Raw genomic sequence first — 26,228 nt, 5'->3', positions numbered from 1 at the left:
TATGTCTCGAATCGAATCGCGCCTCCCGGCCAGCGGCGAAGCCTATGAGCGCAATATGGCGGCTTATGGCCAGCTGCGCGGGCAGATCGCCGCCGCCCGCGACGCCGCCTTGCAGGGCGGCGGCGCCGATGCCCGCGCCAAGCAGGCGGCCAAGGGCAAGCTGTCGCCGCGCGAGCGGCTGTCGCTGCTGCTGGACCCGGGCACGCCCTTTCTGGAAATCGGCCAGCTGGCCGGCCACGAGGTCTACGACCACGCGGTGCCCTGCGCCGGCATCGTCACCGGCATCGGCATCGTCTCCGGCCACGCGGTGGCGGTGTTCGCCAACGACGCCTCGGTCAAGGGCGGCACCTACTACCCGCTGACGCTGCGCAAGCATCTGCGCACCCAGGACATCGCCCGCGAGCTGGGCTTGCCCTGCCTCTACCTGGTGGATTCCGGCGGCGTCTATCTGCCGCTGCAGGAGGAAATCTTCCCGGACGAGCACCATTTCGGGCGCATCTTCCGCAATATCGCCGAGATGTCGGCGCTGGGGCTGCCGCAGATCTCGGCCGTGCTCGGCTCTTGCACCGCCGGCGGCGCCTACATCCCGGCGATGAGCGACGAAACCATCATCGTGCGCGGCAACGGCTCCATCTTCCTCGGCGGCCCGCAGCTGGTGCGCGCGGCCACCGGCGTCATCGTCGACGCCGAAACGCTGGGCGGCGCCGACGTCCACACCCGCGACAGCGGCGTGGCCGACCATTACGCGCTCAGCGACGAGCACGCCATCCAGCTGCTGCGCGACATCGTCGCCCGTCGCGGCGTGGGCCGGCAGTACGCGCCCCCGCAGGCGCCGCGGCCGCCGCGCCACGATCCGGCCGAGCTGCCCGGCATCATCAGCGCCAATCCGCGCGAGCACATCCCGGCGCGCGAAATCCTGGCCCGGCTGCTGGACGACTCCGCCTTCGCCGAGTACCGCGCCCGCTTCGGCACCAGCATCCTGTGCGGCACCGGCCATATCGGCGGCTACCCGGTGGGCGTGCTGATCAACGACGGGGTGCTGTTCTCGGAGAGCGCGCAAAAAGCGGCCAACTTCATCGAAATCTGCTCCCAGCGCGGCATTCCGCTGCTGTTTCTGCACAATATCAACGGCTTCATGGTGGGCGCCGAATACGAGGCCGGCGGCATCGCCAAGCACGGCGCCAAGATGGTCAACGCCGCCTCCTGCGCCCGCGTGCCCAAGTTCAGCATCCTGATAGGCGGCAGCTACGGCGCCGGCAATCTGGCGATGTGCGGCCGCGCCATCGGGCCGCAGCTGATGGCGATGTGGCCCAACGCCAAGACCACGGTGGTCGGCGGCGAGCAGGCCGCCACCGTGCTGGCGCTGATCCGCGCCGAGCAGTTGGAAAAGCAGGGCAAGAGCTGGACGGCGGAAGAGGAGGAAGCCTTCAAGCGGCCGATACGCGAGGCCTACGAACGGCAGGGCCAGGCGCTGTACGTCGCCTCCCGGCTGTGGGTGGACGCCATCGTCGACCCCGCCCAAACCCGCGAGTGGCTGGCGCTCAGTCTGGCGCTGGCCGCCGCCGCCCCGGTCCGCGAAACCCGCTTTGGCGTCTTCAGGATGTAGACCATGTTCAAACGAATTTTGATCGCCAACCGCGGCGAGATCGCCCGCCGCATCGCCCGCAGCTGCCAGCGGCTGGGCATAGAGTTTGTCGCCGTCCACTCCTGCGCCGACGCCGGAGCCGAGCATCTGCGGGGCGCCGTCGCGCGCGAATGGATAGGCGAGGCCCCGGCCAGCGCCAGCTATCTGAACGGCCAGGCCATCATAGACGCCGCGCTGCGCAGCGGCTGCGAGGCCATCCACCCCGGCTACGGCTTCCTGTCGGAAAACCCCGGCTTCGCCAGCGCGGTGGCCGAGGCCGGCCTGGTCTTCATCGGCCCGGACGCGGACACCATCGTCCAGATGGGCGACAAGGCCCGCGCGCGGCAATTGATGGAGGCCGCCGGCGTGCCGGTGCTGCCCGGCTCGCCCGAGGCCACCGAATCCTACGGCTTGATCCTGGAGACCTGCGCCGAGATCGGCTATCCGGTGATACTCAAGCCGTCTGCCGGCGGCGGCGGCAAGGGTATGCAGGTGGTGTGGAGCGAGGCGGAACTGCGCGAGGCGGTGGACGCCGCCGTGCGCATCGGCCGCTCCAGCTTCGGCGATGGCCGGCTGCTGGTGGAGCGCTACGTCTCCCAGCCGCGCCACCTGGAAGTGCAGATCTTCGGCGACGGGCGCGGCGCGGCCGTGCACCTGTTCGAACGCGAGTGCTCGCTGCAGCGCCGCCATCAGAAAATCGTCGAGGAAGCGCCCGCCTGCGGCCTGCCGGCCGACACCCGCGAGGCCCTGCTGGCGGCCGCCGTGCGCGGCGCCCAGGCGATAGGCTACCGCAACGCCGGCACCTTCGAGTTCATCCTGGCGCCGGACGGCCGCTTCTACTTCCTGGAAGTGAACACCCGGCTGCAGGTGGAGCATCCGGTGACCGAGGCCATCACCGGCCAGGACCTGGTGGAATGGCAGCTGCGCATCGCCGCCGGCGAGGGCCTGCCGCTGGCCCAGGCCGACATCTGCGCCGACGGCCACGCCATCGAATGCCGCGTGTACGCCGAAGACCCGCTGCGCGAATTCGCGCCCATGCCCGGTACCGCGCTGCACGCGCGCTGGCCGGCGCAGCTGCGCGTGGATGCCGCTTTCGACCACGGCGGCGCGGTGCCTGCCTTCTACGACCCCATGCTGGCCAAGCTGATCGCGCACGGCGCCGGCCGCGCCGCGGCGCTGGCGCAGTTGCAGACCGGCCTGCGCGACACCGAGCTCCTGGGCCTGACCAGCAATCTGGGCTTTCTGCAGCGGCTGCTGCGCGAGCCGCGGGTGCAGGCCGGCCAGCTGCACACCCATCTGGTGGACGAGCTGGCGGCGGCGCCGGAGGCCAATCGCCTCACGTGCGCCGTGGCCTGCGCCGCCGCCATCCGCCTGGCGCTGGCCTGCGCCGAATCCGCCTCGCCCTGGCAGGGCGGCGTCGGCGCCTACGACCGCGCCGCACTGGACCCGGACGCGCCGTTGGGCCGGATGGCCTATCGCGGCGGCGCCGAGCGCTGCCAGGCCTGGCTGCTGGAGCGCGACGCGGAGCGGACCCTGGTGCAAGTGGACGGGCGGCGCCATGCCGTCAGCCTGTCCGGCGCCGGCGAGCATTGGCAGGGCGAGGTGGACGGCTGGCGCTGGTACGCGCTGCTGCGCGGCGACGATGTCGAGCTGAGCGTCGGCGGCCAGCGCGTCGCCCTGCGCGCCGAGCTGGCGGAACAGGCCGAGCAGGAGGCTGGCGGCGGCCTGCAGGTGCGCACGCCGATGCCCGGCACCGTGGTGGCCTTGCCGCTGGCGGCGGGCAGCCGGGTGGAAGCCCAGCAGGTGGTGGCCATCGTGGAGGCGATGAAGATGGAAAACCGCCTGTACGCCCCCTGCGCCGGCATCGTGGCCGAGCTGCACTGCCAGGTCGGCGACATCGTCAATGCCGATGCGCTGCTGGTCAGCCTGGGCCAGGCGGAGGCCGAGTAGGCGGTCTGATTGGGCAAGGCGAAAGCCCGCTCCGCGGCAAGGCGGGGCGGGCGTCGGCATGAGGCGGGGATTTGTCTATGGTACCCGGGAAAGTCCAAGCAGGCAGCTGGCCCGCTTGCCGCGCAATTCAAGCGCGTCCCTATGGGGAGGCTTTTTTGCAATCCATAGCGATCACCGTAGTGTCCATCAGCCGAATCTTGTCGCCGAGAGATACGGTGTAGATCTGATAGCCATCCGACAGCATCAGCATCTTGTCTGTGCGATCCAGTATCCAGCCATGAATGAGCTTGCCGCCATCCAGGACAAGGCTGCTGGGCCAGGACTTTTGCTGGCGGTGGCTGCACGTGGTTTTGGTGAAAAAAGCTTGTCCAGCTTGATACGAATTGACGACCCAGTAAGCAAGTGGATACAGCAAAGCAGAAAACAGAAGGCAAGCAACCACCAAGAACCCCATGGCTAGGCCAGCGTAGCTTTTGTCATACCCCATCCTGTTGCTTAGCCATGCAGGCGGCCGGGCGGCAATGGGCTTGGGGAAGTTGAATTTCACTCTCAGGCCGCTTAGTGCCGTGATGACGCTTAATGCCAAGATCGCTCCGACGGCGCGCATCCAGGTGGTGAATGGAGAAATGAAACCGTGCAGCGCGGTTTCTTGCAGCGTAGCGGCGGACAGTGGTCCCGCATTGTTGGCCGCTTCCCAGAATCCGTACCGATAGCAAGCCCCGGCTATCCATGCCAGAACGCCCAGCAAGGAGATGCTAAGGCCGGTGACTTTCAGCAAGAATTCCAGTATCTGCAGAAATAGCCCCGCCTTGGTGTGGGGAATTTTGGGCTGGCGCTTGTTGGTAAGCGGCAGAGAGCGTGTAGCCATGGCAGGTGCGTGCAGGGGTGGTAGGGAAAGTCTGAATTATGCATTTAAAATGGCGTGGCGGTGGGGGAGGCGCGGGATAGGCTGATTCAGATCACCCATGCGGTAAGTGCGCATCCCGCTGGCTGTACCCAGGCTAAATAAGCCATTCCACTACTTGAGTGGTAGTCGGCCTATCCGCAGGTACGTGAAGGGCAAGGAGCCCTTGAACACATCAAGCGCATACGTGGAGGTTGCCGCCATTTAAATATGCTTTTGCAATATCTGCAGGTGCTTAGTTGCGTGAAAGCTTCTTTTTACCTGTTCTTTAGGTCAGGTAATTGGACGCGCTGTAGTTGCAAGCCTGTTAAGGAAAGAGATGGCCAATCTAAAATAATTGGGCTATTCATGCGCATCAAATACTAGAACCCGTTGCTGGGTTCTTTCCTTTTCCAGTTCGGATTGCCATGGACCTTAACAGCCTCCTCTCCAGCTTCGCCTCCGCCTTCAATCAAGAGCAGCGCCTGCTCACTCTGGAGCTGGGCACCGGCCAGATCGCCGCCGAGCAGCTGCTGCCGCTGAGCCTGGACGGCGAGGAAGGCGTCTCCCGCGCCTACCGCTACACCGTCACCTGCCTGTCGCCGGATGGCCATATCGAGCTCAAGACGCTGTTGGGCCAGCCGGCCCGCATCGGCATCCAGGACGCCGATGGCGACGAAACCATTCGTTGCGGCATGGTCAGCCAGGCCAGGCTGGCGGGAGCGGACGGCGGCTTCGCCAGATACGAGCTGACCATCGAGCCGCCGTTCGCGCTGCTGCGCCACCGCAAGACCTCCCGCGTGTTCCAGGACCTGTCGGTGCCGGACATCGTCAAGCAAATCCTGGCCGAGCATCAGGCCGCCAACCCCGCCTTCGCCCGGGCGCAGACGCTGGACATCCAGGTGCGGCCAGCCCCGCCGCGCAGCTACACGCTGCAGTATCGCGAGAGCGATTTCGATTTCATCGTCCGGCTGCTGCATGAGGAAGGCTACGCCTGGCGCTTCGTCCATCTGGATGAAGTGACCGAGCGAGGTAGCGAAGCGTCGCGAGGAAATAGCCCGCAGGTGGAACTGGCTGTGTTTGACGACGCCCACAGCCTGCCGGCGGCCAAACTGGAACGGGTGCGCTTCCACCGCAGCGACGCGACGGAAGAAGAGGACGGCCTCACCGAATGGCAAGCTGCGCACCAGATCGTGCCTGGCGGCACTACCTTGGTCAGCTACGATTACAAACCGGTCTACAGCCAGCAAAACCGCGACGATAGCCATATCGATCAAGGCCAGACCGGCCAGGCGCTGCAAAGCAGCCTCACGCAATACGATGCGCCGGGCCTCTACTACGCCGGCGACGAAGAACAGCTGGGCCGCTACGCCCAGCTGCGGCAGCAGGCCAACGACCTGCAGGCCAAATCCTTCAGCGGCAGCGGATCGGTGCGCGGGCTGCTGCCGGGCGATTGGTTCCGTCTGGATGACCATCCCGCGCATGACGGCGATGCGGCGGAGAACCGGGAATTCGTCGTCACCGGCCAAAGCTTCCAGGTCCGCAATAATTTGCCGCAGGATCTGGCGCAGCATATTGGAACGGAGTCCGATGCCACTCCATTTGCCACCTCCATCCAGGCCCAGCGCCGCGGCATCCCGCTGACCCCAGCCTACGCCGGTACTGAACTGGCCAAGCCGACCAGCCTCGGCGTGCAGACCGCCACCGTGGTCGGCCCCGCCGGCGAGGAAGTCCACACCGACCAACATGGCCGCATCAAGGTGCAGTTCCACTGGCAGCGGCCGGACGAACACCCGACCATCGGCGCCAGCCTCGACGACAAATCCTCCTGCTGGCTGCGCGTCGCCATGCCCAGCGCCGGCGCCGGCTGGGGCCACCAGTTCATCCCGCGCATCGGCCAGGAAGTGCTGGTCGACTTCATCGAAGGCGACATCGACCGCCCGGTGATCACCGGCGTCTTGTACAACGGCAGCCACCCCACGCCCGACTTCAGCGGCGCCGGCAGCCTGCCGGCCAACAAGACCCTGTCCGGCATCAAGTCGAAAGAACACCAGGGCGGCGGCTACAACGAGCTGCTGTTCGACGACACCCCCGGCGAAGTGCGCGCCAAGCTCAGCAGCGAGCCGGGCAAGACCCAGCTCAACCAGGGCTACCTCGCCCACCCGCGCAGCAACGGCAAGGCCCAGCCGCGCGGCGACGGCTTCGAGCTCAGAACCGACCACCACGGCGCCATCCGCGCCGCCCACGGCCTGCTGCTCACCACCGAAGTGCAGAACGGCGCATCCGGCAAACAGCTGGCGCGCGAGCACGCGCAGAGCCAGCTCGACGCCGCCTTGAGCCTCTCGCAAGCCTTGGCCGAAACCGCCAGCGGCCAACTGGCCGACACCATGGAAACCGGGCCCGAGGAAATCGGCCCGGACAATGCCAAAGCCGGCAAGAAGAGCGACGGCCACCTGCAGCACCACGCCGACGCGCTGAAAGCCTGGGAAGCGGGATCGAACACCGACAAGGATGGCAAGACCGCCAAGGATCAAGCGGGACAGCAGCCGCTGCTGGTGCTGTCCGCCCCCGCCGGCATCGCCGCCCTCACCGAACAAAGCCACACCGTCTCCGCCGGCCAGAACCTGAACCTGGTGGCCCAGCGCGACGCCAACCACACCACGGGACGGCGCTGGATTCACAACGTGGGCCAGCACATCAGCCTGTTCGTAGCGGGAGTGAAGGACAAGGTGGCGCTGAAGCTGATCGCGGCGAAGGGCAAGGTGCAGGCGCAGAGCGACGCGATGGAGCTGACGGCGGATAAGGATGTCGCCATCACCTCGGTCAAACAGAAAGTCCAGTTCAACGGCAAACAGGAAATCCTGCTGACCAGCGGCGGTGCCTATGTGCGGATCAAGGATGGCAAGATCGAGCTGCATGCGCCGGGCACCGTCAGCTTCAAGGGGGCCAGCCATGATTGGAGTGGGCCGGCGAGTACCAACTTGCCCTTCCCAACTTTGCCTCAGGGTGATACGCCAAGTTGTCAGCTGGCGGCAATACAGCACAAATCAGGCATGACGAAAAAATGATGAGCGCGTTTAGATTACTGGTAGAGAGCCGGCTTCAAACTCTACAGCAAGGTAACCGTGCATACCTGTTGCTGGATGGTAGTGTATTAAATCGCAAGCAACGTAAGTTATTCTCTTTATTGCCATTATTTGCAGACACCGGCTTATCCTCTGTGATTGAAGATGGGCCGCAATGGCTGGATGTGGATACGTTGAGCGATACCCGCTGGGCGGTATTGGAAGCTTTGCTTAGCAACTTTCCGCAGCCACTGCAATTGGTATTGAGTAAGCATGAATTGTCTGATTTGAATGCTCATTATCAACGCCAGCTGGATGGCTTTGATGTTGGCAATAAGCAGCTCATTTGGTTTCATTTTTACCAGGCTACTGTTCTGCCTATATTGCATCGGGAATTGCCCGATGAGTATCGTGCTGTCTTATTTGGTCCAGTTGCCGAATGGTGGGTGCTGGATCGAGGCAATGAATGGCAAAAATTGACAGGTGATAATGCAGGTATGGTGATTAATCCATATCGCCATCCATTTCATGGGGAGGTATTTCCCCTTTCAGCAGAGTTGGCACAGGCTTTGAATGATGAAAGGCTGACAGATGATGTTTATCAGTGGCTGAGGCATCATTTACCTGATACCTTACCAAAAATCCAATGGCATGCATTGGCGCGGATACAGGAAATGGTTGAGTATGCTAGAGCTGCCTACGCCTTAACAGATATCAATGCCATTTTATCATGGTGCATTTTAGCTATGCTGACGGTGGAGGATGTGGATCAAAAGATCCCTGAAATAGCTCAAAGAATGCATGAGGCTGGGTCTGGAGAGGGTGTTCCGGTTAACTGGTTGACTTATGGTTTGTCTGATCCGGCCAAAGTCAAATTGGAAGAATTTTTTCAAGCTAGAAAGCAAGCGCTGATGTAAAAGATGTGATGTTGCTTATTTATCTGGACTGAAATGATTTATTTCTCGCGCTTGCCTCAGTTGAAAGAGATGTAATCTCTAAACTTATATCGGTCATTATTCATAGAGATATGAATTCCAACTTGATGGGTTCTTTTATGTGGAAGTTAAAATTTTTCAGCGCTTTGTTGGGAGTTATCTCATTAATGGCTTGCTCATCAGGATATATGTTTGATCCTGTTCGAGGTGTCAATTATAAGGCGGGGGAGCTTACTCGAGTTAGCTTCAGTCAGGCCAATCGATCCAATGATATGGGATTTTTCTACGAATTATACCGTTTGGATGGCAGCAAGTTGCATGAAGGCGATGCCGATATTTACTCCAGAGGTGGAAGTGGTTTTGGCAGCTCATACATTGGTGGTGTATTCCCGAAACCAGGTAGCAAGGTCAAGATTCGCTGGAAGGCGTATCCAATTCATTCAAGTTTGAGTGAGATAGATTTGCTGCCATGGAGTGAGCGGATTGTACCTGTAGAAGGAGGCTTGGAAAACACAGAGCTTCCCGTGGTTGGGACGGTTATGTGTTCTCCTTTCGACGTACATGTCTATATTTTTGGCCAAAAAGAAAGTCTGGGCATGCCTTATGAGATCAAAAGTAGAAACAATCCATTTTATTGGGCGTGTGGTAATAAAATAAGTCAATAGCTAGACAGTGGCTATGGCGAAGTACTCATATTATTTTATTTGAGGTGGATATGAGATTTATAAAGTTGGTTGTCGTGCTGGTAAATGTTCTAATGCTTCAGGCTTGCGCCTCAGATTACGCCTATGATTCCACTTGGGGGTTGAAATATAAAAAGCATGAATTAAGAGGAGTAGTGTTTAAAGGAGCAAATCGGTCTGATACCCTGGCATTTAGTTATGAATTATATAGGCTTGATGGAAGTAAACTTTTCAAGGCTGGAGTAAATATTTACTCAAGAGGCGGGGGAGGCTTAGGCGGTGGATATGTCGGTGGAGTATTCCCGAGGCCTGGAGAGAAAGTAAAAATTCGCTGGAAAGCATACCCGCTTCAATTGAGTATAAAAGAGTTTGAAGCTTTGCCTTGGCGTGAGCGTGTGATTGTAGTGGAAGGTACTGGTGTCGAAGACGAGTTGCCAATCGTTGGTACCATCATGTGCGATGCTGATGATGTGCATGTATATATTTTTGGTAAAAAAGAATACACTGATGTTTCACATGAGATTAAAGCAGGTGGCAATCCATTTTACTGGGTCTGCAAAAAATAAAAGGGGTTGACATGCAGGATTGGAGCGATAGTTCATTTGAGACGCAAATGCAAGCAGCGCAAAAACGACAGGAGCTTCATCCCTTGCTTGCTGGCTGCCCAACTTGCGAGCAGAAACCTTGGATAAGTGTATTTTTTGATGGAACGGGTAATAATGGAGAGATAGATGCAGATAAAAAGAAATGGTCGAATATTTATCGATTATTTCAGGGGCATGCTGACGATCAAACCCGTGGTATTTTCCCTATCTATATCCCTGGCCCAGGAACTCCTTTATCTGTAAGTAATGCAGGCTGGCTCTCAAAATTGCGTGATAGTGGTGCTCTGGGAGGCGGGTTTGGATTAGGCATGGATGCTCGAATGGATAAAGCATTCAAACTTTTTTCTAGGAACTTAGCAGATTGTCAGCGTGTCAGCAGAATAGATATAGCTATTTTTGGATTTTCTCGTGGGGCAACACTTGCAAGAGCATGGATTAATCTTCTACTAAAAGAATGTATATGGGAGAAAGGGAAACCCCATTGGCGCATGTTAAATGCAAAAAATGGAGTGTCGGCTGAAATTTGTATTCGCTATGTTGGTTTGTTTGATACGGTTGAATCAGTAGGAATGGTTGCCAAAAATTGGTCGCCATCACAATGCATGACGTTGCCAAATGTTGTGGAGCGTTGTGTTCATTATGTTTCGGCCCATGAACTACGTGGAGCATTTCCTCTGACGACGGTGGCGGATACTGCAGGTGCTCCCCCTGGAGAGGAGCGAGTATGGCCGGGGATGCATTCTGATGTCGGCGGTGGATATCGTCCAAATGAACAAGGGCGATTTGATACTTTATCACGCCTTCCATTGAATGCAATGCGTCTAGATGCATACTTGGCAGGAGTACCCTTCTTATCGCCAGCAGAGTTAAAAGGTAACATGGTCGAAAACAAACATGTTTTTGATTATTTTGAGTACGATGCTGAACTAAAAAATCTATACGATCATTATAAAAGTCAAATCAGTGATGCTAGTAGTGATTTGGATCGTACTATTATATCGCATATGAAGTTGTACTATGGTTGGATGAAATTGCGCCAAGATGGCGATATCGATTCGCTATATGGGAAAGTTAGAGAAGAGCGCGCTGACTTGGCAAAAGAGCTAGAAAATGAGTTAAGCGATCAGCGTAAATATTTACGGAAAATCCCATTTGAAAATCTTAGCAGAAAAGAGAATGTTGAATGGGCAAGGTTGAAGATTTCTGATTTTAGAAAATATCGAGAAAAATTAGAGTCTGCCCGTGAGACGTATGGGAAAAATTTCCGACCGTATGAGTTAAACTCGCGGCAGCTGACTTATTGGGATGCATGGGAGAAATCAGTAGTGCCTGATGAAAAAATAACTAAGTTTTTTGATTTCTACGTACATGATTCACGAGCTGGCTTTACTTTCAATAGTGGGGATTATTTGGAACCCAGGGAAGTGCTGGAGCGTAAGGTTTGCAGCGTTGAGCCGGCTCGTAGAGGTAAACAAATAGCTGCCTCAAATATTGGCGTAGATCATCAGTGAAAGAGATATTTAATATAACAACATGTAATAGTGTAAAAAGCCTTTTGTGGAGTAGATGTTTTATTGGGGCTATAGCCATTTTTTTACTCTCTGCATGCGTATCCGGATATTCTTATGACCCTATCTGGGGTCTCAATTACAAACAGGGGGAGTTGAGAGGTGTTGCATTTAATGGGGCAAATCGGTCTGATATTTTTGCATTCAGTTATGAATTATATCGGTTGAATGGAGGTAGGCTTTATAAAGGAGATATTGACACCTTTTCAAGGGGTGGCGGCGGCTTAGGTGGTGGCTATCTTGGTGGAGTGTTTCCAAGGCCTGGGGAACAAGTAAGAATTCGCTGGAAAGCATATCCACTTCAATTGAGTTTGGAAGAGTTTGAAGCTTTGCCTTGGCGTGAGCGTGTGATTACAGTAGAAGGTACTGGTGTAGAAGATAAGTTGCCTGTTGTGGCTACTATTATGTGTGATATTGATGATGTGCATGTATATGTTTTTGGGAAGAAAGAATATTTTGATGTTCCGCACGAAATTAAGGCTGGGGTAAATCCATTCTACTGGGCTTGCAAGAATAATGTGTGAGCCTCTGATAACCTTGTAATGACCAGTAGGTTGTTAGTGGATATGGTTGTTGCGGTTTTCCTTGTCCAATAGCGGATCTGTTGATACTCCTGGTCAGGTAGCAATATCCAAAGCAAAAGCCCACCCCGCCATCCGGCCGGGTGGGCTTTTTGCTACACCTTGCCTACCAGCTGGTAGCGGGCGCGCAGCACTTCCTGGTGCAGCGGGGTGAGCAGGCTGAACAGCTGGCGGGCGGGGAGTGGGGTGCCGTCTGCCATGCGCAGCAAGTTCAGCAGCGATTGCATGCCTTCGTTGGCGCGGGCCAGGGTTTGGTTGCTGGCGCTGAGGGTTTGTTCGATGTCCTGGTTGAGCGCCGCCAGCCTTTCCACCAGCAGGCGCAGGGCGGTGGGGCTGTGGTGGGTGAGCGGGTTTTGTAGCTTGGCGACGATCTGGTCCAGCTCCACCAGCGCCGCCACGGTGGTGGGGAGGAGGTTTGGCTTGCTGGCATCGGCGTCCTGGTTGGTTGTGGACGGATTGGGCGGGGTAAGCGGGGTGATGTTGGACATATGTTTTCCTCCATGACTGGATAGGGGAAACTGCCGGGCCTGCGCGCGCCGGCCCGGCGAGCTGTGCGCTTACAGCGCGCGGGTGAGCAGGTGGAGGGGCTGGTCCATGCGCTTAACCAAAGGCGTCAGCAGTTCCTTTAGCCGGCTGGATGGCAGGCGCACGTCGTCGCCCAGGCATGCGAGCAGGTCAATCATGGATTCCAGGCCCAGCTGGGCGTGGGCCAGGTGGGGGATGGATTCCCTTACCGCGTCCTCCATCTCCCGGCACAGGTGGGCCAGCTGCGCCACGGGCGAGCGCAGGCTGGCTAGATCGGGGTCGGCCAATTGTTCCTGCAGCTGAGCAAAGATGTGGTTCAGCTTGGCCAGCGGCGCGGCCGGGTTGGATGGCCGCAGGTGGCGGTATGGTCCGTGGCCATGCGCCTGGGAGCGGATGTGCACGGCAAACGGCGCAAATTCAGTGGGGTGGGACATGCGTATCCTCCAGCGAGAAAGTCCGCCCGCCCGGGCGCGAGCCAGCGCCTGTCCGGCCAACGGCCGGGGAAAGGCCAACGCGCGCGGGCGAGCGGCAAGTCAGTGCGTCCCGTGCGGGGGCGGAGAAAGCGGCGAGGGCGGAGCGGTGCCTGATGCGCAGGCGGCGAAGGGCGCGATGGATGAGTGCGCCCCCAAGGTGCCGCCACGCCGCTGTCCACCCCAACACGGGGTTCTCAGCGGCCGCCGTGCCCAGATGGGCCGCGGCGGCAGCGGCTTACAGCACGCCGGTGAGCCGGCTGAGAGACGTTTCCATCCGCTTATCCAGCGGCGCCAATAACTGCTGAAGGCGGCTGGAAGGCAGGCACGCATCGTCGCCCAGCGCGGACAGCAGGCCCAACAACGGCTGCAAGCCCAGCTGGCCGTGGGCCAGGTGGCAGATGGTTTCCACCACCGCGTCCTCAATGTCGCGGCACACATGCGCCAGCTGCGCCGCCGGCACGCGGGCGCAGGCCTGCGGCTTGCGGGCTAGCTGGTTCTGCAAGGCGGCAAAGGCATCATGCAGCCGATGCATGGCCAGCAGGCTGGGCTGAGACAAAGAGGCAGACGCCCCGGAACGGAGCAAAGGGCTGGGGGATACGGCAAGGTGAGACGCACTGCGGGAAATGCTAGTCATAGCAAGATCCTCACGGAGATGAGTGCTCAATCCTGCTTTCCCGACGCCAATCGGGGGTGGCAGGCGCATGGCGGGATTGGCGTTACCGGCATCTCCTCCGGCGTGTCTCGCGACACTCCCACCAAGGCCCGCCATGAATTGCGCGTAGCAATGGTGATCGGACTGCGCGATGAGTGCGACAGTTCGATGGAAGATGTAGCAGGACGCCAATCCCGGTACCGCTATTGAACGGCACGAGGTCAATTATCCGGTGGGGGGATCAGGCTGGCAAGGCTGGGATTAACACTTATTCCAGTCTTGCGGCCGTAGGCGGCTGGTTTGGTAGTAGGTGGAGACCAGTGAGGCTCTGGGGGTGTCTAGGAAAGGAGGGGCGATTCAGATTTCAAGCCGCTCCAGGTTAAGCGACACCCCATAAAGACCATTGTTTGGTTCGATCAGGGCTGGCACGAGATCGCTGCGGTCCAACAGGTCGCCCCGGATCACTTTGGCTATATCGTAAGACCTGTGAGGGTATTCGGTTCTCAGGAAATGCAGCTGTGTGCCTTTTTCCTGGGCCAGCTGGCGGCGCTTCTAGTAGGCATTCCTGCCCTATGATTGGACTCAATGACAATCCATCTGACCTACGGCGTTGGCCCGAACCAACCACGCTCCTCTTCGTATGGGGCTCCGGCGCCAACTTCTTCAAGAGTCGCCTTCAGCAGTTCGCTAATAGCTTCCACCTGTCCCCCACTCCCCTCTGGAGTTAACGGAAAGGCCCCGACACTTGGCACAAGCTGGTCAGCTGGCGACCCAAGGGCTGAGGGATGGCGAACGAATAGGTTAGGGTTCGGATTAACCGTTTGGCCGCCAACTCCGTCCCCTGGAAACAGGACATAAGCCCCCCGTGTGCTCAAGATGCCATCCCGGTACGTATGCATCTTGAAGAGGTCTTCCTGCTTGTGCACTCGCACGAGCTCGGCCTCGTAGTCAGCCATGACTCCAGCATCGTCATCTGAGTCTTCGTCTGCTTCAAACATCGCCTCGGCCTGCTGACGCTCCAAGCGATACTTGGCGTCAAAGTGCAACCAGTGCGCGGGTCCATTGGGAGAGCGAATCAGAATGCTGTAGTCCGGATCAAACGCGGCCGTGTAGCTACCACTCCAGTCATTTTGCGGAACTCGAGGCCGCAGGAATCTGCGGTTGTAAAACAGGCTCACGCCGAGAGATGTTCCATTGCCGCAGGTGTACTCAAATCGGCACTCGCTCCGCCTGCCCTTGGCAAGCTGAACACGAAGCCCATCAGCCGATACGCTCAGAAAGTTGCCTCCACCTGTTTCCAGGCATAGGCTCCGCAACACGTCACGCAGAACGAAGAAGCACCAATATTCGTAGATTTGATTGACGGGCCGACTGTCACCGACAAGTCCGTCGGCAAGGTCTGTGCCGTGTGACCAAGCCAAGCCCAGGCTCATCCGAAGGGATAAATCCAGCCTGAAAAGCTCCTTGTAGCCCCGCCCGCGCAGCATAATTTGCGAGTTAGCAGGTAGTTGGCCAAGAGGCCCCACCTCTCGCCATAGACCATGCTGCAGCAGTTCATCGAGCTGCAGGCTCCACGATTTGGCCTCGCGCTCAGCCGCCTTGCGTTTGCGAGCGCCCATGCGGACTTCCAGTCGCTGAGCCAGCAGCCGACAGTGTTCGAGCAACGCTTTGGCGTAGCGGTTCTCGGGGGTGTCGTGGGACTCGAACGTCTCCCGCTGCGGTAGCTCGCGGGGCGTGTAACCTCCGAAGAACCTTGCTAACGGACCTCCTTGGCCAAGGGATGAGACATCAAGGTGGTCGCTGATTAAATCGGTGTGGCCTTCTTCGACTTCCTCGATGGGCTTCACTTCCAGTCGCTCGACAAGCCGCGCATGCGGCGTGTTCAGCACTTCAGCGAACGCAGCAGGGAGCTGCAGGGGCGACATTACGTAACGCAGGAGAAAGTGTAGCGCAGCGTCATTCCCGGCCTGCTCTTGAGATAGCCCGAATGACAAAGACACTGGAGTGTCATAAGCCAATAGCAGTTCTGTCGCCTTCTCCGCGAGCCCATCCAGAAGGGACTTGAATTCGTCGAAGTACTGCAGCTTGCGGCAAACCACTTCTGCCCGGAGGCTGCCGCCAAGCTCTGTACCAAGGTCCAACACGCCGGCATGTGACCGGAGTCGAAGCTGACCGGTCACGATGGTGTGCTGGCGCCCGCCGACCTCGATTTCGCGCCAGCGCTTGACAGGCTCTCGCGTGAAGGCCGAAGCGAGGCGCAGGTTGAAAGGCCAAGCCGAATGGGTGGCGGCACGCTGACAGGTCTCAACTATAGGCAGCGGAACCGTCACGTCCACAAAGTAGTCCGTATCTTCTCGAAGCTGAAAGGGCTCGAATAGCTCGCCACCCGCGCGCCAGCACATTGGCGGCAAGCCGCCAGAGCTGAACTGCTTTGCATCGACCTCCTCGTCAGCAGACACCAAGCCTGGCGCGGCAAACAATACTGCATGTGTCTGCCCGCGCCCGAGTACAGACTCAATCTCTATCTGTACTCCAGAGCCAATATCGAAGTGAACGCGATGCAACGCGACCAGGGACATGTTACCTCACGAAGGACGCGTAGTTTCGGGCGACAAGGCGGTCATGCATCGCGCGCAACTTCGCGGAGCTCTGCTTGAACGACGAACCTGCAGGCAGCGACAATCCCTTACCGGCGTCGATCTGCACAACGGCATCGACCCCGAGGGTGTACTTCGCGGCCGGCGAGCTTTGCGCGTCACCCCCATTGAGGAAAGCAGCAAGGGCCTTCAAGCTGTCGCCCAACGCGGAACGGTTACCGTGGATCTTTGGCAAGACTTTTTGGAACAGTGCCCGGTCGAGACCATCAACCCACGAACCAAGCACCGTAGCTGGTGACAGCCCAATGGATAGCTGCGCCTTTGTCCAGACCAGAAGGTAGCTGTGAACTTCTTTCACCACACGATAGGCAAACTCGAACCCGATCGGCGCCAACAGGTGGAAACAGCCATCAAGCACCTCCAGGGTAAGCGCTTTACACTTCGCCAGCTCGCTGGCATCGACACCATGCTTGTTGACGAGTACGTCCAGAACGGCCGAAGGATCAGCATGACGGCCTTCCTCGGCTTCTCTGTCGTCAATAGCTTCACGCAGAAGTGTGTTGGCATGCGCCAGGTCAATGGTCGCATCAGGAGTCTCCCCGGCAACATACTGGCTCGGGGTGAGCGCTTTGACTTCAAGAACGTGGGCGCGGTCAAGAACCTTCGGCGAGAACATGTAGGTTGTCTCATCGACGTTGACCGTGCCGACATAGAACAGGTTTGGAGGCAGTTTTAGGGCCTGCTCATTCGCAACTAACAACCGCGCCGACTCAGCCTCTGGCGAATCCTTGTCCTCAAGGTCCAACAGTTCGCTAATTACCTCCAGGCTCTGGCGGTCCACGATAGGTGCGTTCTCCCCGTCTTCGAGGATGGACGAAGCCTCCATCAGCGACAGGAACGGCGCAAAGTACCGTTCAACGTGAGAGAGGTTCATCTCATCAAACACCAGAAAGTGCGGGACCTTGGTGGACTTCGGATTGCAGGCTCGAAGGATGATGCGGAGCGTCTCCGTAATCTCGTAGCTCTCGTTTGTCTTGCTGCCATCGGCGCGCGTACGTTCGACTCCAAATGGCGTACGATAGCCGAGTAGCTTCTTCGGAGAAGTCCAGTCCGGCCCGATGGCCACAAGCTGGAAGATTTGCCCGTCAACTGCTGCTCCGTAGTGAGCTTGGAGCTGCTCTGCCAAGCGCAGGGTTGCCCGAGACTTCCCGGTTCCAGACGTGCCTGTCATGATGACGAACGGCTTTGCCGCCAGTGCGACCACCAGATCACACGAGCAAGAAAGACCCTCCGTGGTTACCGCTGGTGACGTCGGAGCCGCAGTCAAACCAGCCAAGTAGTCACGAGGTGCAGCAGCGCTTACATCAAGGTCTTCATCCTGAATATCACCGGTTGATGTGTCGAACAACTCGGCAATCTCATCGTGGGTTAGACCATAGTCATCAATTAAGCGGTCTTCTAGCAGCTTGCCTCGGCGAGTTGGGTCGGTCTCAGTGCCGAGGATGGGCTCAACATCGAAGTGCCGATAGTTCCAGACGGCGATTTCGACCAGCTTAGGCTTACCAAGGCGTGGTGAGTCCTTTAGCAGCAGGTCCGCCAAGTGTGATGTGTAGCCTGTACGGAAGCTCGCCTTCCTAGGCTTGTCGGTCGTCAGTTCGATGATGGCTTGCCATGGGTTGCCGCCAATCGTTGAACCTGTCCCGTTGGAGATGTACTTACCACTGCGAAAACCCGCCTTGGTATCGGCGGAAGCGAAAACATTGAAGATGGCCCTTTCTGCGCCAATCTCGATTCGCCCTGAGATTTCAACAGCAGCCAGTTCTCGGGTTGCTTGGATGTAGGCAGCCTCCCCTTGGGTGATAGCTACCTGCGGCGTGCCCTTAATGGCCATGGTCCTCTTAACGATGAGAAAGTCCAGTAGTGCAGCCTTGCCGCGCGTATCTGCCAGTGCCGCGACTGCGGCACGCAGGCGCAGAGCGTTAAGGAACTTCGCCATTTATCCTCCCATTCTTTTCTTGTTACTCAAGCGAGCGCAGCTGTTCCACCATCAACTCACAAAACTCTGCCTTGAGGTCGATGCCGATAGCCCTAAAGCCATGCTTCCGCGCGAAAACAAGGCTAGTACCGCTTCCACCGAAAGGGTCCAGGACGACACCACCCGGAGGTGTCGTGGCCAGGATAGGGATGCGAACCAGCTCTTCGGAGAAGCGCGCTTTGTGCTGGTGGCTGCTACGGGCGGGAGCGACCTCCCATGTATCCGGCGGTGGCAGCACGCTTCCGCTAGCGGACTTGCGACCTACCGCATCCTTGTTGAAGTAGTACCAGCGAGACTTGACCAAGTGAAACACGTACTCGTGGGACATTGAGCAACGGTCTCGCACCTGGTCTGGAATCGGATTTGGCTTTACCCACACGTTGTCGTTGCGAACCAACCAATCGTGATCTTGCATGGCAATGGCGAACCGGTGGGGGATCAGGAGTAACTGCTTCGGCTTGCATAGCTCACCGTCGCCAGTTCGATCCTGCGGACGCAGGCCGAAGCGCCGTGCACTCTGCTTGCCTTCTCCGCTCTTGTGCTCGCCCTTTCCGCTCCAGTAGGTATCACCAAGGTTCACCCAAAGACTACCGTTCTCGGCGAGGACTGGCCGGCTCGCTTCGAAGCATCCCACCAGATTCGCGATGAAGTCACGTGGGTGCTCTTCCAAGCCAATCTGACCATCTACCCCGTAGTCACGCTGACCGTAGAACGGTGGAGAGGTGACCATGCAGTTGACGATAACCCCGGCTCGTGCAAGATGGCCCATTGCCTCACGCACGTCCATGTTAAAGATCAAGACGTTGTCGTCTGCATAGAACGCAGCGTTTCTAAGCTCCCCGTCAGTAAAAGATGCATGAGATGCCACCTGGGGGACCAACGCAGCGTTTGCCTTAGTAAGAGGCTTGTCCTGTTTAAGGTCTCGAGCAGAAGGCTTAGTGGTTTCACTTGCGAGGCGCCTGCTGGATGTAGTCTTTGACGCTTCGAGCATAGGCACACTTGTATCCTTTTGCTCTTCTGCTTGTTGTGTTGCGCATAGCGTTTTGACGGTCAATGTCGTGCCTCCAAGGGGGGCCACTGATCAACGATGTACTTCTCAGCGGCATCCCGAATAACCCAAGCCACGGAGATTTTCTTCTGCTTCGCGACGTCCTGAAGTGTGCGGTACAAATCAGGCAATACGCTCGCCGAAGCACGCGCAGCACGAGGCTTGCCTGTCGGCTTACATCCTCTTATTCCGATCATCTCGTGGCGTCCATCAAGTTTGATGCGGTATTTTACAGTATAAAGAAGCACGAATTCGTACCCAATTTCCCCCATCGGATCCAGAGTCGTTGCCGCCTCTCTGTACGCCCTTTACCCGACGTCCCCCCGGTATTGAGTAGCACGTGACTTTAGAGTCCAATCAACCACACACGGAGATTGGATATGAAGAAACGATTCACCGAAGAACAGATCATCGGCTTCCTGCGCGAAGCCGACGCGGGAATGCCCATTGCCGAACTGTGCCGCAAGCACGCCTTCTCGGAAGCCAGCTATTACCTCTGGCGCAACAAATTCGGCGGAATGAATGTCTCGGAGGCCAAGCGTCTCAAGGAGCTGGAGACAGAGAATGCGCGCCTGAAAAAACTCTTGGCCGAGACCATGCTCGAGAACGAGATTGCCAAAGAAGCCCTGAGAAAAAAGTGGTGAGCGCACCGTCACGGCGGGAGCTGGTGCGCCATCTGGTGGGCAAAGGGCTCAGCGAGCGCAAATCGCTGCGCCTGGCCGGCATGAGTCCCAGTTCATTCCGCTATCAGCCCGCCACCGATCGCAATGCCGTCTTGAAAGCGAAGATCATCGCGCTTGCGCAACGGCACCGACGCTACGGCGCCGGCATGATCTATTTGAAACTGCGGCAGAGCGGCATGGTGGTCAATCACAAGCGGGTGGATCGGCTCTATGCTGAGGCCGGTCTGCAAATTCGCCGGCGCAAGCGCAAGAAAATCCCTGTGGCCGACCGTCACCCACTGGCCCGTCCTTTGGCCGCCAATCAGGTCTGGTCGATGGACTTTGTGTTCGACCGAACGGCAGAGGGGCGGGTCATCAAAAATCTGACGGTAGTCGATGATGCCACGCATGAGGCAGTCGCCATTGTTCCGGAACGTGCGATGGGAGGTCTGCATCTGACCCGCGTCCTCGACCAGCTGGCGCAGACACGTGGCTTGCCCAAAGCCATCCGGACCGATAACGGCAAGGAATTCTGCAGCCGAGCGATGTTGACCTGGGCACACGCTCGTGGGGTGCAGCTCTTTCTGATCGAGCCAGGCAAGCCGAATCAGAACGCTTACATCGAATCATTTAACGGGCGCTTCCGGGATGAGTGCCTGAACGAACACTGGTTCACCAGCCTGCGCCATGCCCAGGTCGTCATCGAAGCCTGGCGTAGGGAATACAACAACGAAAGGCCCAAGAAAGCACTGGGTGGTTTGACGCCAGCTGCCTATGCCGAATCACTTGCAGAGAAATCAGGTCAATTAAGCCCGGACTCTAAAGCTCTCTGCTACTGAAAGTGGGGGGACGTCGCGGCCATTTGTCATCTCTTGCCCTGTCGTCAACTTTGGCCGAAAAGCAGCAGTTTGATCCATCGTGGAAAAACCCACCGAAGCCCTCCGGTGGGTTTTTTCATTATCTGTGCCAGCATTTTTCACTAAACTGACACAAATTTCACTTTGAGTGTCACCCTACACCCTTACACGTCGATGTTCCGCGCAATCAGCGCATTGCCTTCAATGAACTGACGTCTCGGCTCAACCTCGTCGCCCATCAGGGTGGTGAACACGTCGTCGGCGCCCATCACGTCTTCGATGCGCACCTTGAGCAGGCGGCGCACGGTCGGGTCCATGGTGGTTTCCCACAGCTGTTCCGGGTTCATCTCGCCCAGGCCTTTGTAGCGCTGGATGTTCATGCCCTTTTTCACCTCGGCCAGCAGCCAGTCCAGCGCTTCGCCAAATTCGGCCACTGGCTTGACGGTTTCGCCGCGTTTGACGTGGGCGCCCTGGCGCAGCAGGCCGCCCAGCAGGCTGCCGGTCTTTTTCAGCTCGGCGTAGTCGCCGCTGTCCAGGAAGTTCTGGTCCAGCACCGTCACCAGCACATTGCCGTGCAGCTTGCGGATGATCTTCACCAGGTGGCCGTCGTTCTTTTCATCGCGCAGCAGTTGCAGCTCGATGGTGTCGGCGGACAGGTGCTTGTTCAGCTCGGCCACGGTGGCGTCGGCTTGCTGCTGGCTTTCCAGCGACAGCGGGCCGGTTTTGAGCATGGCTTCCAGCACCAGCGGGTCGATGACGCGGCTTTCGCGTTCCATCACCGCGCGGGCCAGCAGGAACTGGCGGGCGATTTCGCCCAGGGTTTCGCCGGACAGCGGGGCTTCGCCTTCGGCCGGGATCAGTTCGGCTTTTTCCAGCGCCAGCTGCAGCAGGTACTGGTTCAGTTCGCCGTCGTCTTTCAGATAGCGTTCCTGTTTGCCGTGCTTGGCCTTGTACAGCGGCGGCTGGGCGATGTAGATGTGGCCGCGCTCCACCAGCTCGGTCATCTGGCGGTAGAAGAAGGTGAGCAGCAGGGTGCGGATGTGGGCGCCGTCCACGTCGGCATCGGTCATGATGATGATGCGGTGGTAGCGCAGCTTGTCCGGGTTGTACTCGTCCTTGCCGATGCCGCAGCCCATGGCGGTGATCAGGGTGGCCACTTCCTGGCTTTGCAGCATTTTGTCGAAGCGGGCGCGTTCCACGTTCAGGATCTTGCCCTTCAGCGGCAGGATGGCCTGGAATTTGCGGTCGCGGCCTTGCTTGGCGGAGCCGCCGGCGGAGTCGCCCTCCACCAGGTACAGTTCGCACAGCGACGGATCTTTTTCCTGACAGTCGGCCAGCTTGCCGGGCAGGCCCAGGCCGTCCATCACGCCCTTGCGGCGGGTGATTTCGCGGGCCTTGCGCGCGGCTTCGCGGGCGCGGGCGGCTTCCACGATCTTGCCGCAGATGATCTTGGCGTCGTTGGGGTTTTCCAGCAGATAGGTTTTCAGCGCTTCGCTGATCACTTCGTTGACCACCGGGCCGATTTCGCTGGAAACCAATTTATCTTTGGTCTGGCTGGAGAACTTGGGGTCCGGCAGCTTGACCGACAGCACGCAGGTCAGGCCTTCGCGCATATCGTCGCCGGTGGTGTCCACCTTGGCCTTCTTGGCGGCTTCGCTCTCTTCGATGAACTGGTTCAGCGTGCGGGTCATCACCTGGCGCAGCGCGGTCATGTGGGTGCCGCCGTCGCGCTGGGGGATGTTGTTGGTGAAGCACTGGACGCTCTCTTGATAAGAGTCGTTCCACTGCATCGCCACTTCCACGCTCATGCCGTCCTTTTCGCCGATGCCGTAAAACACTTTCGGGTGCAGCACGGTCTTGTTGCGGTTCATGTATTCCACGAAGCCGGCCACGCCGCCGGAGAAGGCGAAGTTTTCTTCCTTGCCGCTGCGCTTGTCTATCAGCTGGATGCCCACGCCCTGGTTCAGGAAGGACAGCTCGCGGATGCGCTTGGCCAGGATGTCGAAGTGGTATTCGATGTGGCCGAAGGTTTCCACGCTGGCGAAGAAGGTGACTTCGGTGCCGCGGTGGCTGGTATGGCCGGTGACGGTGAGCGGGGCCACGGCGTCGCCGCGGCGGAATTCCATTTCATGCACCTTGCCGTCGCGCCAGATTTTCAGCTTCAGCCAGTCGGACAGCGCGTTCACCACCGATACGCCCACGCCGTGCAGGCCGCCGGAGATCTTGTAGCTGTTGCTGTCGAATTTGCCGCCGGCGTGCAGGATGGTCATGATCACTTCCGCCGCTGACCGCCCTTCTTCCGGGTGGATGTCGGTGGGGATGCCGCGGCCGTTGTCTTCCACGGAAACGGAGTTGTCCGGATTGATGGTGACCTTGATGGTGTCGGCATGGCCGGCCAGCGCCTCGTCAATGGCGTTGTCCAGCACCTCAAACACCATGTGGTGCAAGCCGGTGCCGTCCTGGGTGTCGCCAATATACATGCCGGGGCGCTTGCGCACCGCATCCAGGCCTTTAAGCACCTTGATACTGTCCGCGCCGTATTCTTGTTCGCTCATACTCAAACCTTCCAAATGGCGGCGGCTGCGCCGCAAGGCGGGCCGCGCCGGTCATTCTGGAGAGCCGCCCGCCCGGAGGAGGGGGCTCTTTAACCCGGTGGGCGGCTGGGCCGCCCGCTCCGTCGCTACATCAGATGCGCATCGGCATCACGATGTATTTGAAGTTGCTGACATCCGGAATGGTGAACAGCGCGCTGCGGCTGGAGTCGCCAAAGGCCAGCTGCAGGGTGTCGGCCGGCAGGTTGGTCAGCACGTCCAGCAGGTAATTGATGTTGAAGCCGATTTCCAGCGTGCCGCCCTGGAAAGCGATCTCCAGTTCTTCCTCGGCTTCTTCCTGTTCGCTGTTGGTGCACAGGATGGACATCTTGCCCGGCGCCAGCACCAGGCGCACGCCGCGGAATTTCTCGTTGGCCAGGATGGCGGCGCGCTGCAGCGCGTGCAGGAATTCCAGTCGTTCGATCAGGAAGATCTTGTCGTTGTCCAGCGGGATCACGCGGTTGTAGTCGGGGAACTTGCCGTCCACCACCTTGCTGATGATCACGGTGGCGCCAAAGCTGAAGCGCACCTGATTGGCCAGCACTTCGATCTTGATCTCGTCGTCGCTGTCCTGCAGCAGCTTGTACAGCTCGATGATGGTCTTGCGCGGCAGGATCACCTCGGCCTTGGGCAAGGTGGCGGCCACGTCGGCGCTGGCGAAGGCCAGGCGGTGGCCGTCGGTGGCCACCAGGCGCACTTGGTTGCCGTCGGTCTGCATCAACAGGCCGTTGAGGTAATAACGGATGTCCTGCACCGCCATCGCGTACTGCACCTGGGAGATCAGGCGCTTGAGCTCGCGTTGGGACAGGGTGAAGCTGGATTCGCCGGCGCTGCCTACCGACAGCAGCGGGAAGTCTTCCGCCGGCAGGGTTTGCAGGTTGAAGCGGCTCTTGCCGGCCTTCAGCACCAGGCGGCCGCCGTCCAGCTGTTCCAGCGTGACGGTGGCGTTGCCGGGGATGGCGCGCAGGATGTCCTGCAGCTTCTTGGCCGAGGTGGTGAGGCGGAAATCCTCGCCCGGCAGCTCGTCGCTGCTGGCGGTGGTGATCTGGATTTCCAGGTCGGTGGCCAAAAAGCCTACCTGTCCGCCCTTTTTCTCGATCAGGACGTTGGACAGGATGGGCAGCGTGTGACGACGCTCGACAATGCCGGTGACTGCCAGCAAGGGCTTGAGCAGGGCATCGCGTTCGGCTTGCAGGATCAGCATGTGGCGGGCTCCCGTTGGATAGTGAAGAGTCGGATCATGGTTTTAATTGCGCAGCATGGACAGCAGCGCTTCGTAATCGTGGGCGATGTCGGCGTCGCTGGCGCGCATCTCGGTGATGGTCTTGCAGGCGTGCAGCACCGTGGTGTGGTCGCGGCCGCCGAAGGCGTCGCCGATATTGGGCAAGGACAGCTGGGTGAGCTCCTTGGCCAGCGCCATCGCCACCTGGCGCGGGCGCGCGATGTCGCGGCTGCGCTTCTTGCTGTGCATGTCGGACAGCTTGATCTTGTAGTACTCGGCCACCGTCTTCTGGATGGCGTCCACGGTCACCTGGCGGTTGCCGGCGGCCAGGATGTCCTTCAGCGCTTCCTTCACCAGCTCCAGCGTGATGTTCTGGCTGGTGAAGCGGGCGTAGGCCACCACGCGCTTGAGCGCGCCTTCCAGCTCGCGGACGTTGGAGCGTACGTTCTGGGCGATGAAGAACGCCACGTTGTGCTCCAGCTTGATGCTGTCGGCCTCGGCCTTCTTCATCAGAATGGCCACGCGCATTTCCAGCTCCGGCGGCTGGATTTCCACGGTCAGGCCCCAGGAGAAGCGGGAGATCAGCCGCTCTTCCATGCCTTCTATCTGCTTGGGGTAGCTGTCGCAGGTCATGATCACCTGCTTGCCGCCCTCGATCAGCGCGTTGAAGGCGTAGAAGAATTCTTCCTGGGTGCGGTTCTTGCCCGCAAAGAACTGGATGTCGTCAATCAGCAACAGGTCCAGCGAGTGGTAGTAACGCTTGAATTCATCAAAGGCCTTGTGCTGGTAGGCGCGCATGATGTCGGCCACATAGCGTTCGGCGTGGATGTAGCGGATCTTGGCCTGCGGGTTCTTCTGGAACACGTGGTTGCCGATCGCCTGGATCAAGTGAGTCTTACCCAGGCCCACGCCGCCGTAGACGAACAGCGGGTTATAGGCCTGGTCGCCCGGATTTTCGGCGATCTGCATCGCCGCGGCGCGCGCCAGCTGGTTGCCCTTGCCGGTCACCAGCGTGTCGAAGGTGAAGGACGGGTTCAGGCGCGTGCTTTCATGGCTGCCGCCAATGGCCTTCACCGCCGCCTGCTTGGCGGGCGACGGCGCGGCCGGGGCGCTGGCGGCGGCCTTGGCCGGCTCCTTGGCCTTGGGCTGGCTGTTGCCCGCCACCGGCGCGGCGGGGCGCGCGGTGGGCGCGCCCAGGCGCAGTTCCACCGGCAGCTCGCCCACCAGTTCCACGGCCAGTTCCTCGATGCGCGGCAGGAAGCGGTCCTTGATGAACTGCATGATGAAGCGGTTCGGGGCGAACAGCGCAATGCCTTCGTCGCCGGCTTCGGCGGTCAGCGGCTTGATCCAGGTGTTGAACTGTTGCGAAGACAGTTCGGCCTCCAGGCGGGCGAGGCACGCAGGCCAGAATTGATCCAGTTCAGTCATTACATACCAAGTGAAAGCGAAAAACCCGCTGCGGGCGCGTGGCTTGCAACAGCGGGAAATGCCGCACGCGATGCGCGTTTCGCGCGCGCGGGCGACGGAATGTTCGGCATGGAAACGGCCGGCGGGCTGCGGTGTTTCAAACGCGGCGGGCCTGTGGGCCCCTGGGTGCGTTCATTTGTTGTGCAGCCGAACGGCAACGGTAAACCTAGACATTCTAACGGTTTTTTGCAAAGTTATCCACAGG

Annotated in this window: 20 protein-coding genes; 9 read left to right on the top strand and 11 right to left on the bottom strand. The window is 59.1% G+C overall.

The features are described 5' to 3' along the window. Position 1 precedes the first annotated feature (1 nt). Together CV_RS00085 and CV_RS00080 are read left to right on the top strand one after the other, a co-directional pair. Entirely contained in the window at positions 2-1,606 is a 1,605-nt protein-coding gene (locus CV_RS00085; protein WP_011133574.1) for a carboxyl transferase domain-containing protein, read from the top strand. 3 nt (positions 1,607-1,609) lie between these two features. Further along, positions 1,610-3,574: an acetyl/propionyl/methylcrotonyl-CoA carboxylase subunit alpha gene (locus tag CV_RS00080; protein ID WP_011133573.1), complete on the top strand. Its 1,965-nt coding sequence runs from the start codon at positions 1,610-1,612 to the stop codon at positions 3,572-3,574. Between the two features lie 139 nt (positions 3,575-3,713). Here the strand turns inward: CV_RS00080 and CV_RS00075 are convergent, their stop codons facing one another. Continuing rightward, positions 3,714-4,442: a hypothetical protein gene (locus CV_RS00075; RefSeq protein WP_011133572.1), complete on the bottom strand. Its 729-nt coding sequence runs from the start codon at positions 4,440-4,442 to the stop codon at positions 3,714-3,716. 443 nt (positions 4,443-4,885) lie between these two features. Between CV_RS00075 and CV_RS00070 the strand changes: the two genes are divergently transcribed. The 6 genes from CV_RS00070 (at position 4,886) to CV_RS22475 (ending at position 11,837) form a co-directional block, all read left to right on the top strand. Continuing rightward, positions 4,886-7,525, top strand: coding sequence for a type VI secretion system Vgr family protein (locus CV_RS00070; protein ID WP_011133571.1), 2,640 nt, complete (start codon positions 4,886-4,888; stop codon positions 7,523-7,525). Then, entirely contained in the window at positions 7,522-8,439 is a 918-nt protein-coding gene (locus tag CV_RS22495) for a DUF4123 domain-containing protein (RefSeq protein WP_080508879.1), read from the top strand. The genes CV_RS00070 and CV_RS22495 overlap by 4 nt, the downstream gene beginning before the upstream one ends. Before the next feature lie 110 nt (positions 8,440-8,549). Further along, positions 8,550-9,122, top strand: coding sequence for a hypothetical protein (locus CV_RS22490; RefSeq protein ID WP_227590063.1), 573 nt, complete (start codon positions 8,550-8,552; stop codon positions 9,120-9,122). 74 nt (positions 9,123-9,196) lie between these two features. Next, a complete protein-coding gene (locus tag CV_RS22485; protein WP_227590101.1) occupies positions 9,197-9,706 on the top strand; it encodes a hypothetical protein in 510 nt (169 codons plus the stop codon). Positions 9,707-9,717: 11 nt separating this feature from the next. Further along, positions 9,718-11,256 (top strand): T6SS phospholipase effector Tle1-like catalytic domain-containing protein, encoded by a 1,539-nt coding sequence (locus CV_RS22480; RefSeq protein WP_011133567.1) that lies wholly within the window; start codon positions 9,718-9,720, stop codon positions 11,254-11,256. Beyond that, a complete protein-coding gene (locus CV_RS22475; RefSeq protein ID WP_011133566.1) occupies positions 11,253-11,837 on the top strand; it encodes a hypothetical protein in 585 nt (194 codons plus the stop codon). The genes CV_RS22480 and CV_RS22475 overlap by 4 nt, the downstream gene beginning before the upstream one ends. A 152-nt stretch (positions 11,838-11,989) precedes the next feature. Here the strand turns inward: CV_RS22475 and CV_RS00055 are convergent, their stop codons facing one another. The 7 genes from CV_RS00055 to CV_RS00030 all read right to left on the bottom strand — a co-directional run bounded on the left by CV_RS00055 (position 11,990) and on the right by CV_RS00030 (position 18,963). Beyond that, on the bottom strand, positions 11,990-12,382 hold the full coding sequence (locus CV_RS00055; RefSeq protein ID WP_011133565.1) for a DUF1484 family protein: 393 nt from the start codon (positions 12,380-12,382) through the stop codon (positions 11,990-11,992). 69 nt (positions 12,383-12,451) lie between these two features. After that, a complete protein-coding gene (locus tag CV_RS00050; protein WP_011133564.1) occupies positions 12,452-12,853 on the bottom strand; it encodes a DUF1484 family protein in 402 nt (133 codons plus the stop codon). A 274-nt stretch (positions 12,854-13,127) separates the two neighbouring features. Then, complete coding sequence (locus CV_RS00045; protein WP_227590062.1) at positions 13,128-13,448, bottom strand: DUF1484 family protein; 321 nt, start codon at positions 13,446-13,448, stop codon at positions 13,128-13,130. Between the two features lie 453 nt (positions 13,449-13,901). Next, positions 13,902-14,084 carry an ATP-binding protein gene (locus CV_RS24355; protein ID WP_115610194.1) on the bottom strand — a complete coding sequence of 61 codons (183 nt, stop codon included), beginning with the start codon at positions 14,082-14,084 and terminating at the stop codon, positions 13,902-13,904. Between the two features lie 62 nt (positions 14,085-14,146). Further along, positions 14,147-16,123, bottom strand: a complete 1,977-nt coding sequence (locus CV_RS00040; protein ID WP_011133562.1) for a restriction endonuclease-like protein — start codon at positions 16,121-16,123, stop codon at positions 14,147-14,149. A 1-nt stretch (position 16,124) separates the two neighbouring features. Then, entirely contained in the window at positions 16,125-18,137 is a 2,013-nt protein-coding gene (locus CV_RS00035) for an McrB family protein (protein WP_011133561.1), read from the bottom strand. 22 nt (positions 18,138-18,159) lie between these two features. After that, complete coding sequence (locus tag CV_RS00030) at positions 18,160-18,963, bottom strand: DNA-methyltransferase (protein ID WP_218567052.1); 804 nt, start codon at positions 18,961-18,963, stop codon at positions 18,160-18,162. 641 nt (positions 18,964-19,604) lie between these two features. On the opposite strand from CV_RS00030, the gene CV_RS00020 reads away from it, so the two are divergent. Next, a protein-coding gene (locus CV_RS00020) for an IS3 family transposase (protein WP_115610257.1) occupies positions 19,605-20,725 on the top strand; the annotation gives its coding sequence in 2 pieces (ribosomal slippage) (positions 19,605-19,863 and positions 19,863-20,725; 1,122 coding nt in all). Positions 20,726-20,907: 182 nt separating this feature from the next. Here the strand turns inward: CV_RS00020 and gyrB are convergent. The 3 genes from gyrB to dnaA form a co-directional block, all read right to left on the bottom strand. After that, positions 20,908-23,298, bottom strand: coding sequence for a DNA topoisomerase (ATP-hydrolyzing) subunit B (gene gyrB, locus CV_RS00015; RefSeq protein ID WP_011133558.1), 2,391 nt, complete (start codon positions 23,296-23,298; stop codon positions 20,908-20,910). A gap of 130 nt (positions 23,299-23,428) precedes the next feature. Then, positions 23,429-24,538 carry a DNA polymerase III subunit beta gene (gene dnaN / locus CV_RS00010; protein WP_011133557.1) on the bottom strand — a complete coding sequence of 370 codons (1,110 nt, stop codon included), beginning with the start codon at positions 24,536-24,538 and terminating at the stop codon, positions 23,429-23,431. Positions 24,539-24,580: 42 nt separating this feature from the next. Continuing rightward, complete coding sequence (gene dnaA, locus CV_RS00005; protein ID WP_011133556.1) at positions 24,581-25,984, bottom strand: chromosomal replication initiator protein DnaA; 1,404 nt, start codon at positions 25,982-25,984, stop codon at positions 24,581-24,583. Positions 25,985-26,228 lie beyond the last annotated feature (244 nt).

Origin of the sequence: Chromobacterium violaceum ATCC 12472 (genome assembly GCF_000007705.1) — a bacterium.
In the GTDB taxonomy this organism is placed as follows: Bacteria; Pseudomonadota; Gammaproteobacteria; order Burkholderiales; family Chromobacteriaceae; genus Chromobacterium; species Chromobacterium violaceum.
Note: the sequence above shows the minus strand (reverse complement) of the source record. Positions and strands in the feature narration are given on the sequence as shown.

Coding starts and splice junctions, on each gene's coding strand:
- CV_RS00085 (WP_011133574.1), top strand. CDS start 2: ATGTCTCGAATCGAATCGCGCCTCCCGGCCAGCGGCGAAGCCTATGAG.
- CV_RS00080 (WP_011133573.1), top strand. CDS start 1,610: ATGTTCAAACGAATTTTGATCGCCAACCGCGGCGAGATCGCCCGCCGC.
- CV_RS00075 (WP_011133572.1), bottom strand. CDS start 4,442: ATGGCTACACGCTCTCTGCCGCTTACCAACAAGCGCCAGCCCAAAATT.
- CV_RS00070 (WP_011133571.1), top strand. CDS start 4,886: ATGGACCTTAACAGCCTCCTCTCCAGCTTCGCCTCCGCCTTCAATCAA.
- CV_RS22495 (WP_080508879.1), top strand. CDS start 7,522: ATGATGAGCGCGTTTAGATTACTGGTAGAGAGCCGGCTTCAAACTCTA.
- CV_RS22490 (WP_227590063.1), top strand. CDS start 8,550: ATGAATTCCAACTTGATGGGTTCTTTTATGTGGAAGTTAAAATTTTTC.
- CV_RS22480 (WP_011133567.1), top strand. CDS start 9,718: ATGCAGGATTGGAGCGATAGTTCATTTGAGACGCAAATGCAAGCAGCG.
- CV_RS00055 (WP_011133565.1), bottom strand. CDS start 12,382: ATGTCCAACATCACCCCGCTTACCCCGCCCAATCCGTCCACAACCAAC.
- CV_RS00050 (WP_011133564.1), bottom strand. CDS start 12,853: ATGTCCCACCCCACTGAATTTGCGCCGTTTGCCGTGCACATCCGCTCC.
- CV_RS00040 (WP_011133562.1), bottom strand. CDS start 16,123: ATGTCCCTGGTCGCGTTGCATCGCGTTCACTTCGATATTGGCTCTGGA.
- CV_RS00035 (WP_011133561.1), bottom strand. CDS start 18,137: ATGGCGAAGTTCCTTAACGCTCTGCGCCTGCGTGCCGCAGTCGCGGCA.
- CV_RS00030 (WP_218567052.1), bottom strand. CDS start 18,963: ATGGACGTGCGTGAGGCAATGGGCCATCTTGCACGAGCCGGGGTTATC.
- gyrB (WP_011133558.1), bottom strand. CDS start 23,298: ATGAGCGAACAAGAATACGGCGCGGACAGTATCAAGGTGCTTAAAGGC.
- dnaN (WP_011133557.1), bottom strand. CDS start 24,538: ATGCTGATCCTGCAAGCCGAACGCGATGCCCTGCTCAAGCCCTTGCTG.
- dnaA (WP_011133556.1), bottom strand. CDS start 25,984: ATGACTGAACTGGATCAATTCTGGCCTGCGTGCCTCGCCCGCCTGGAG.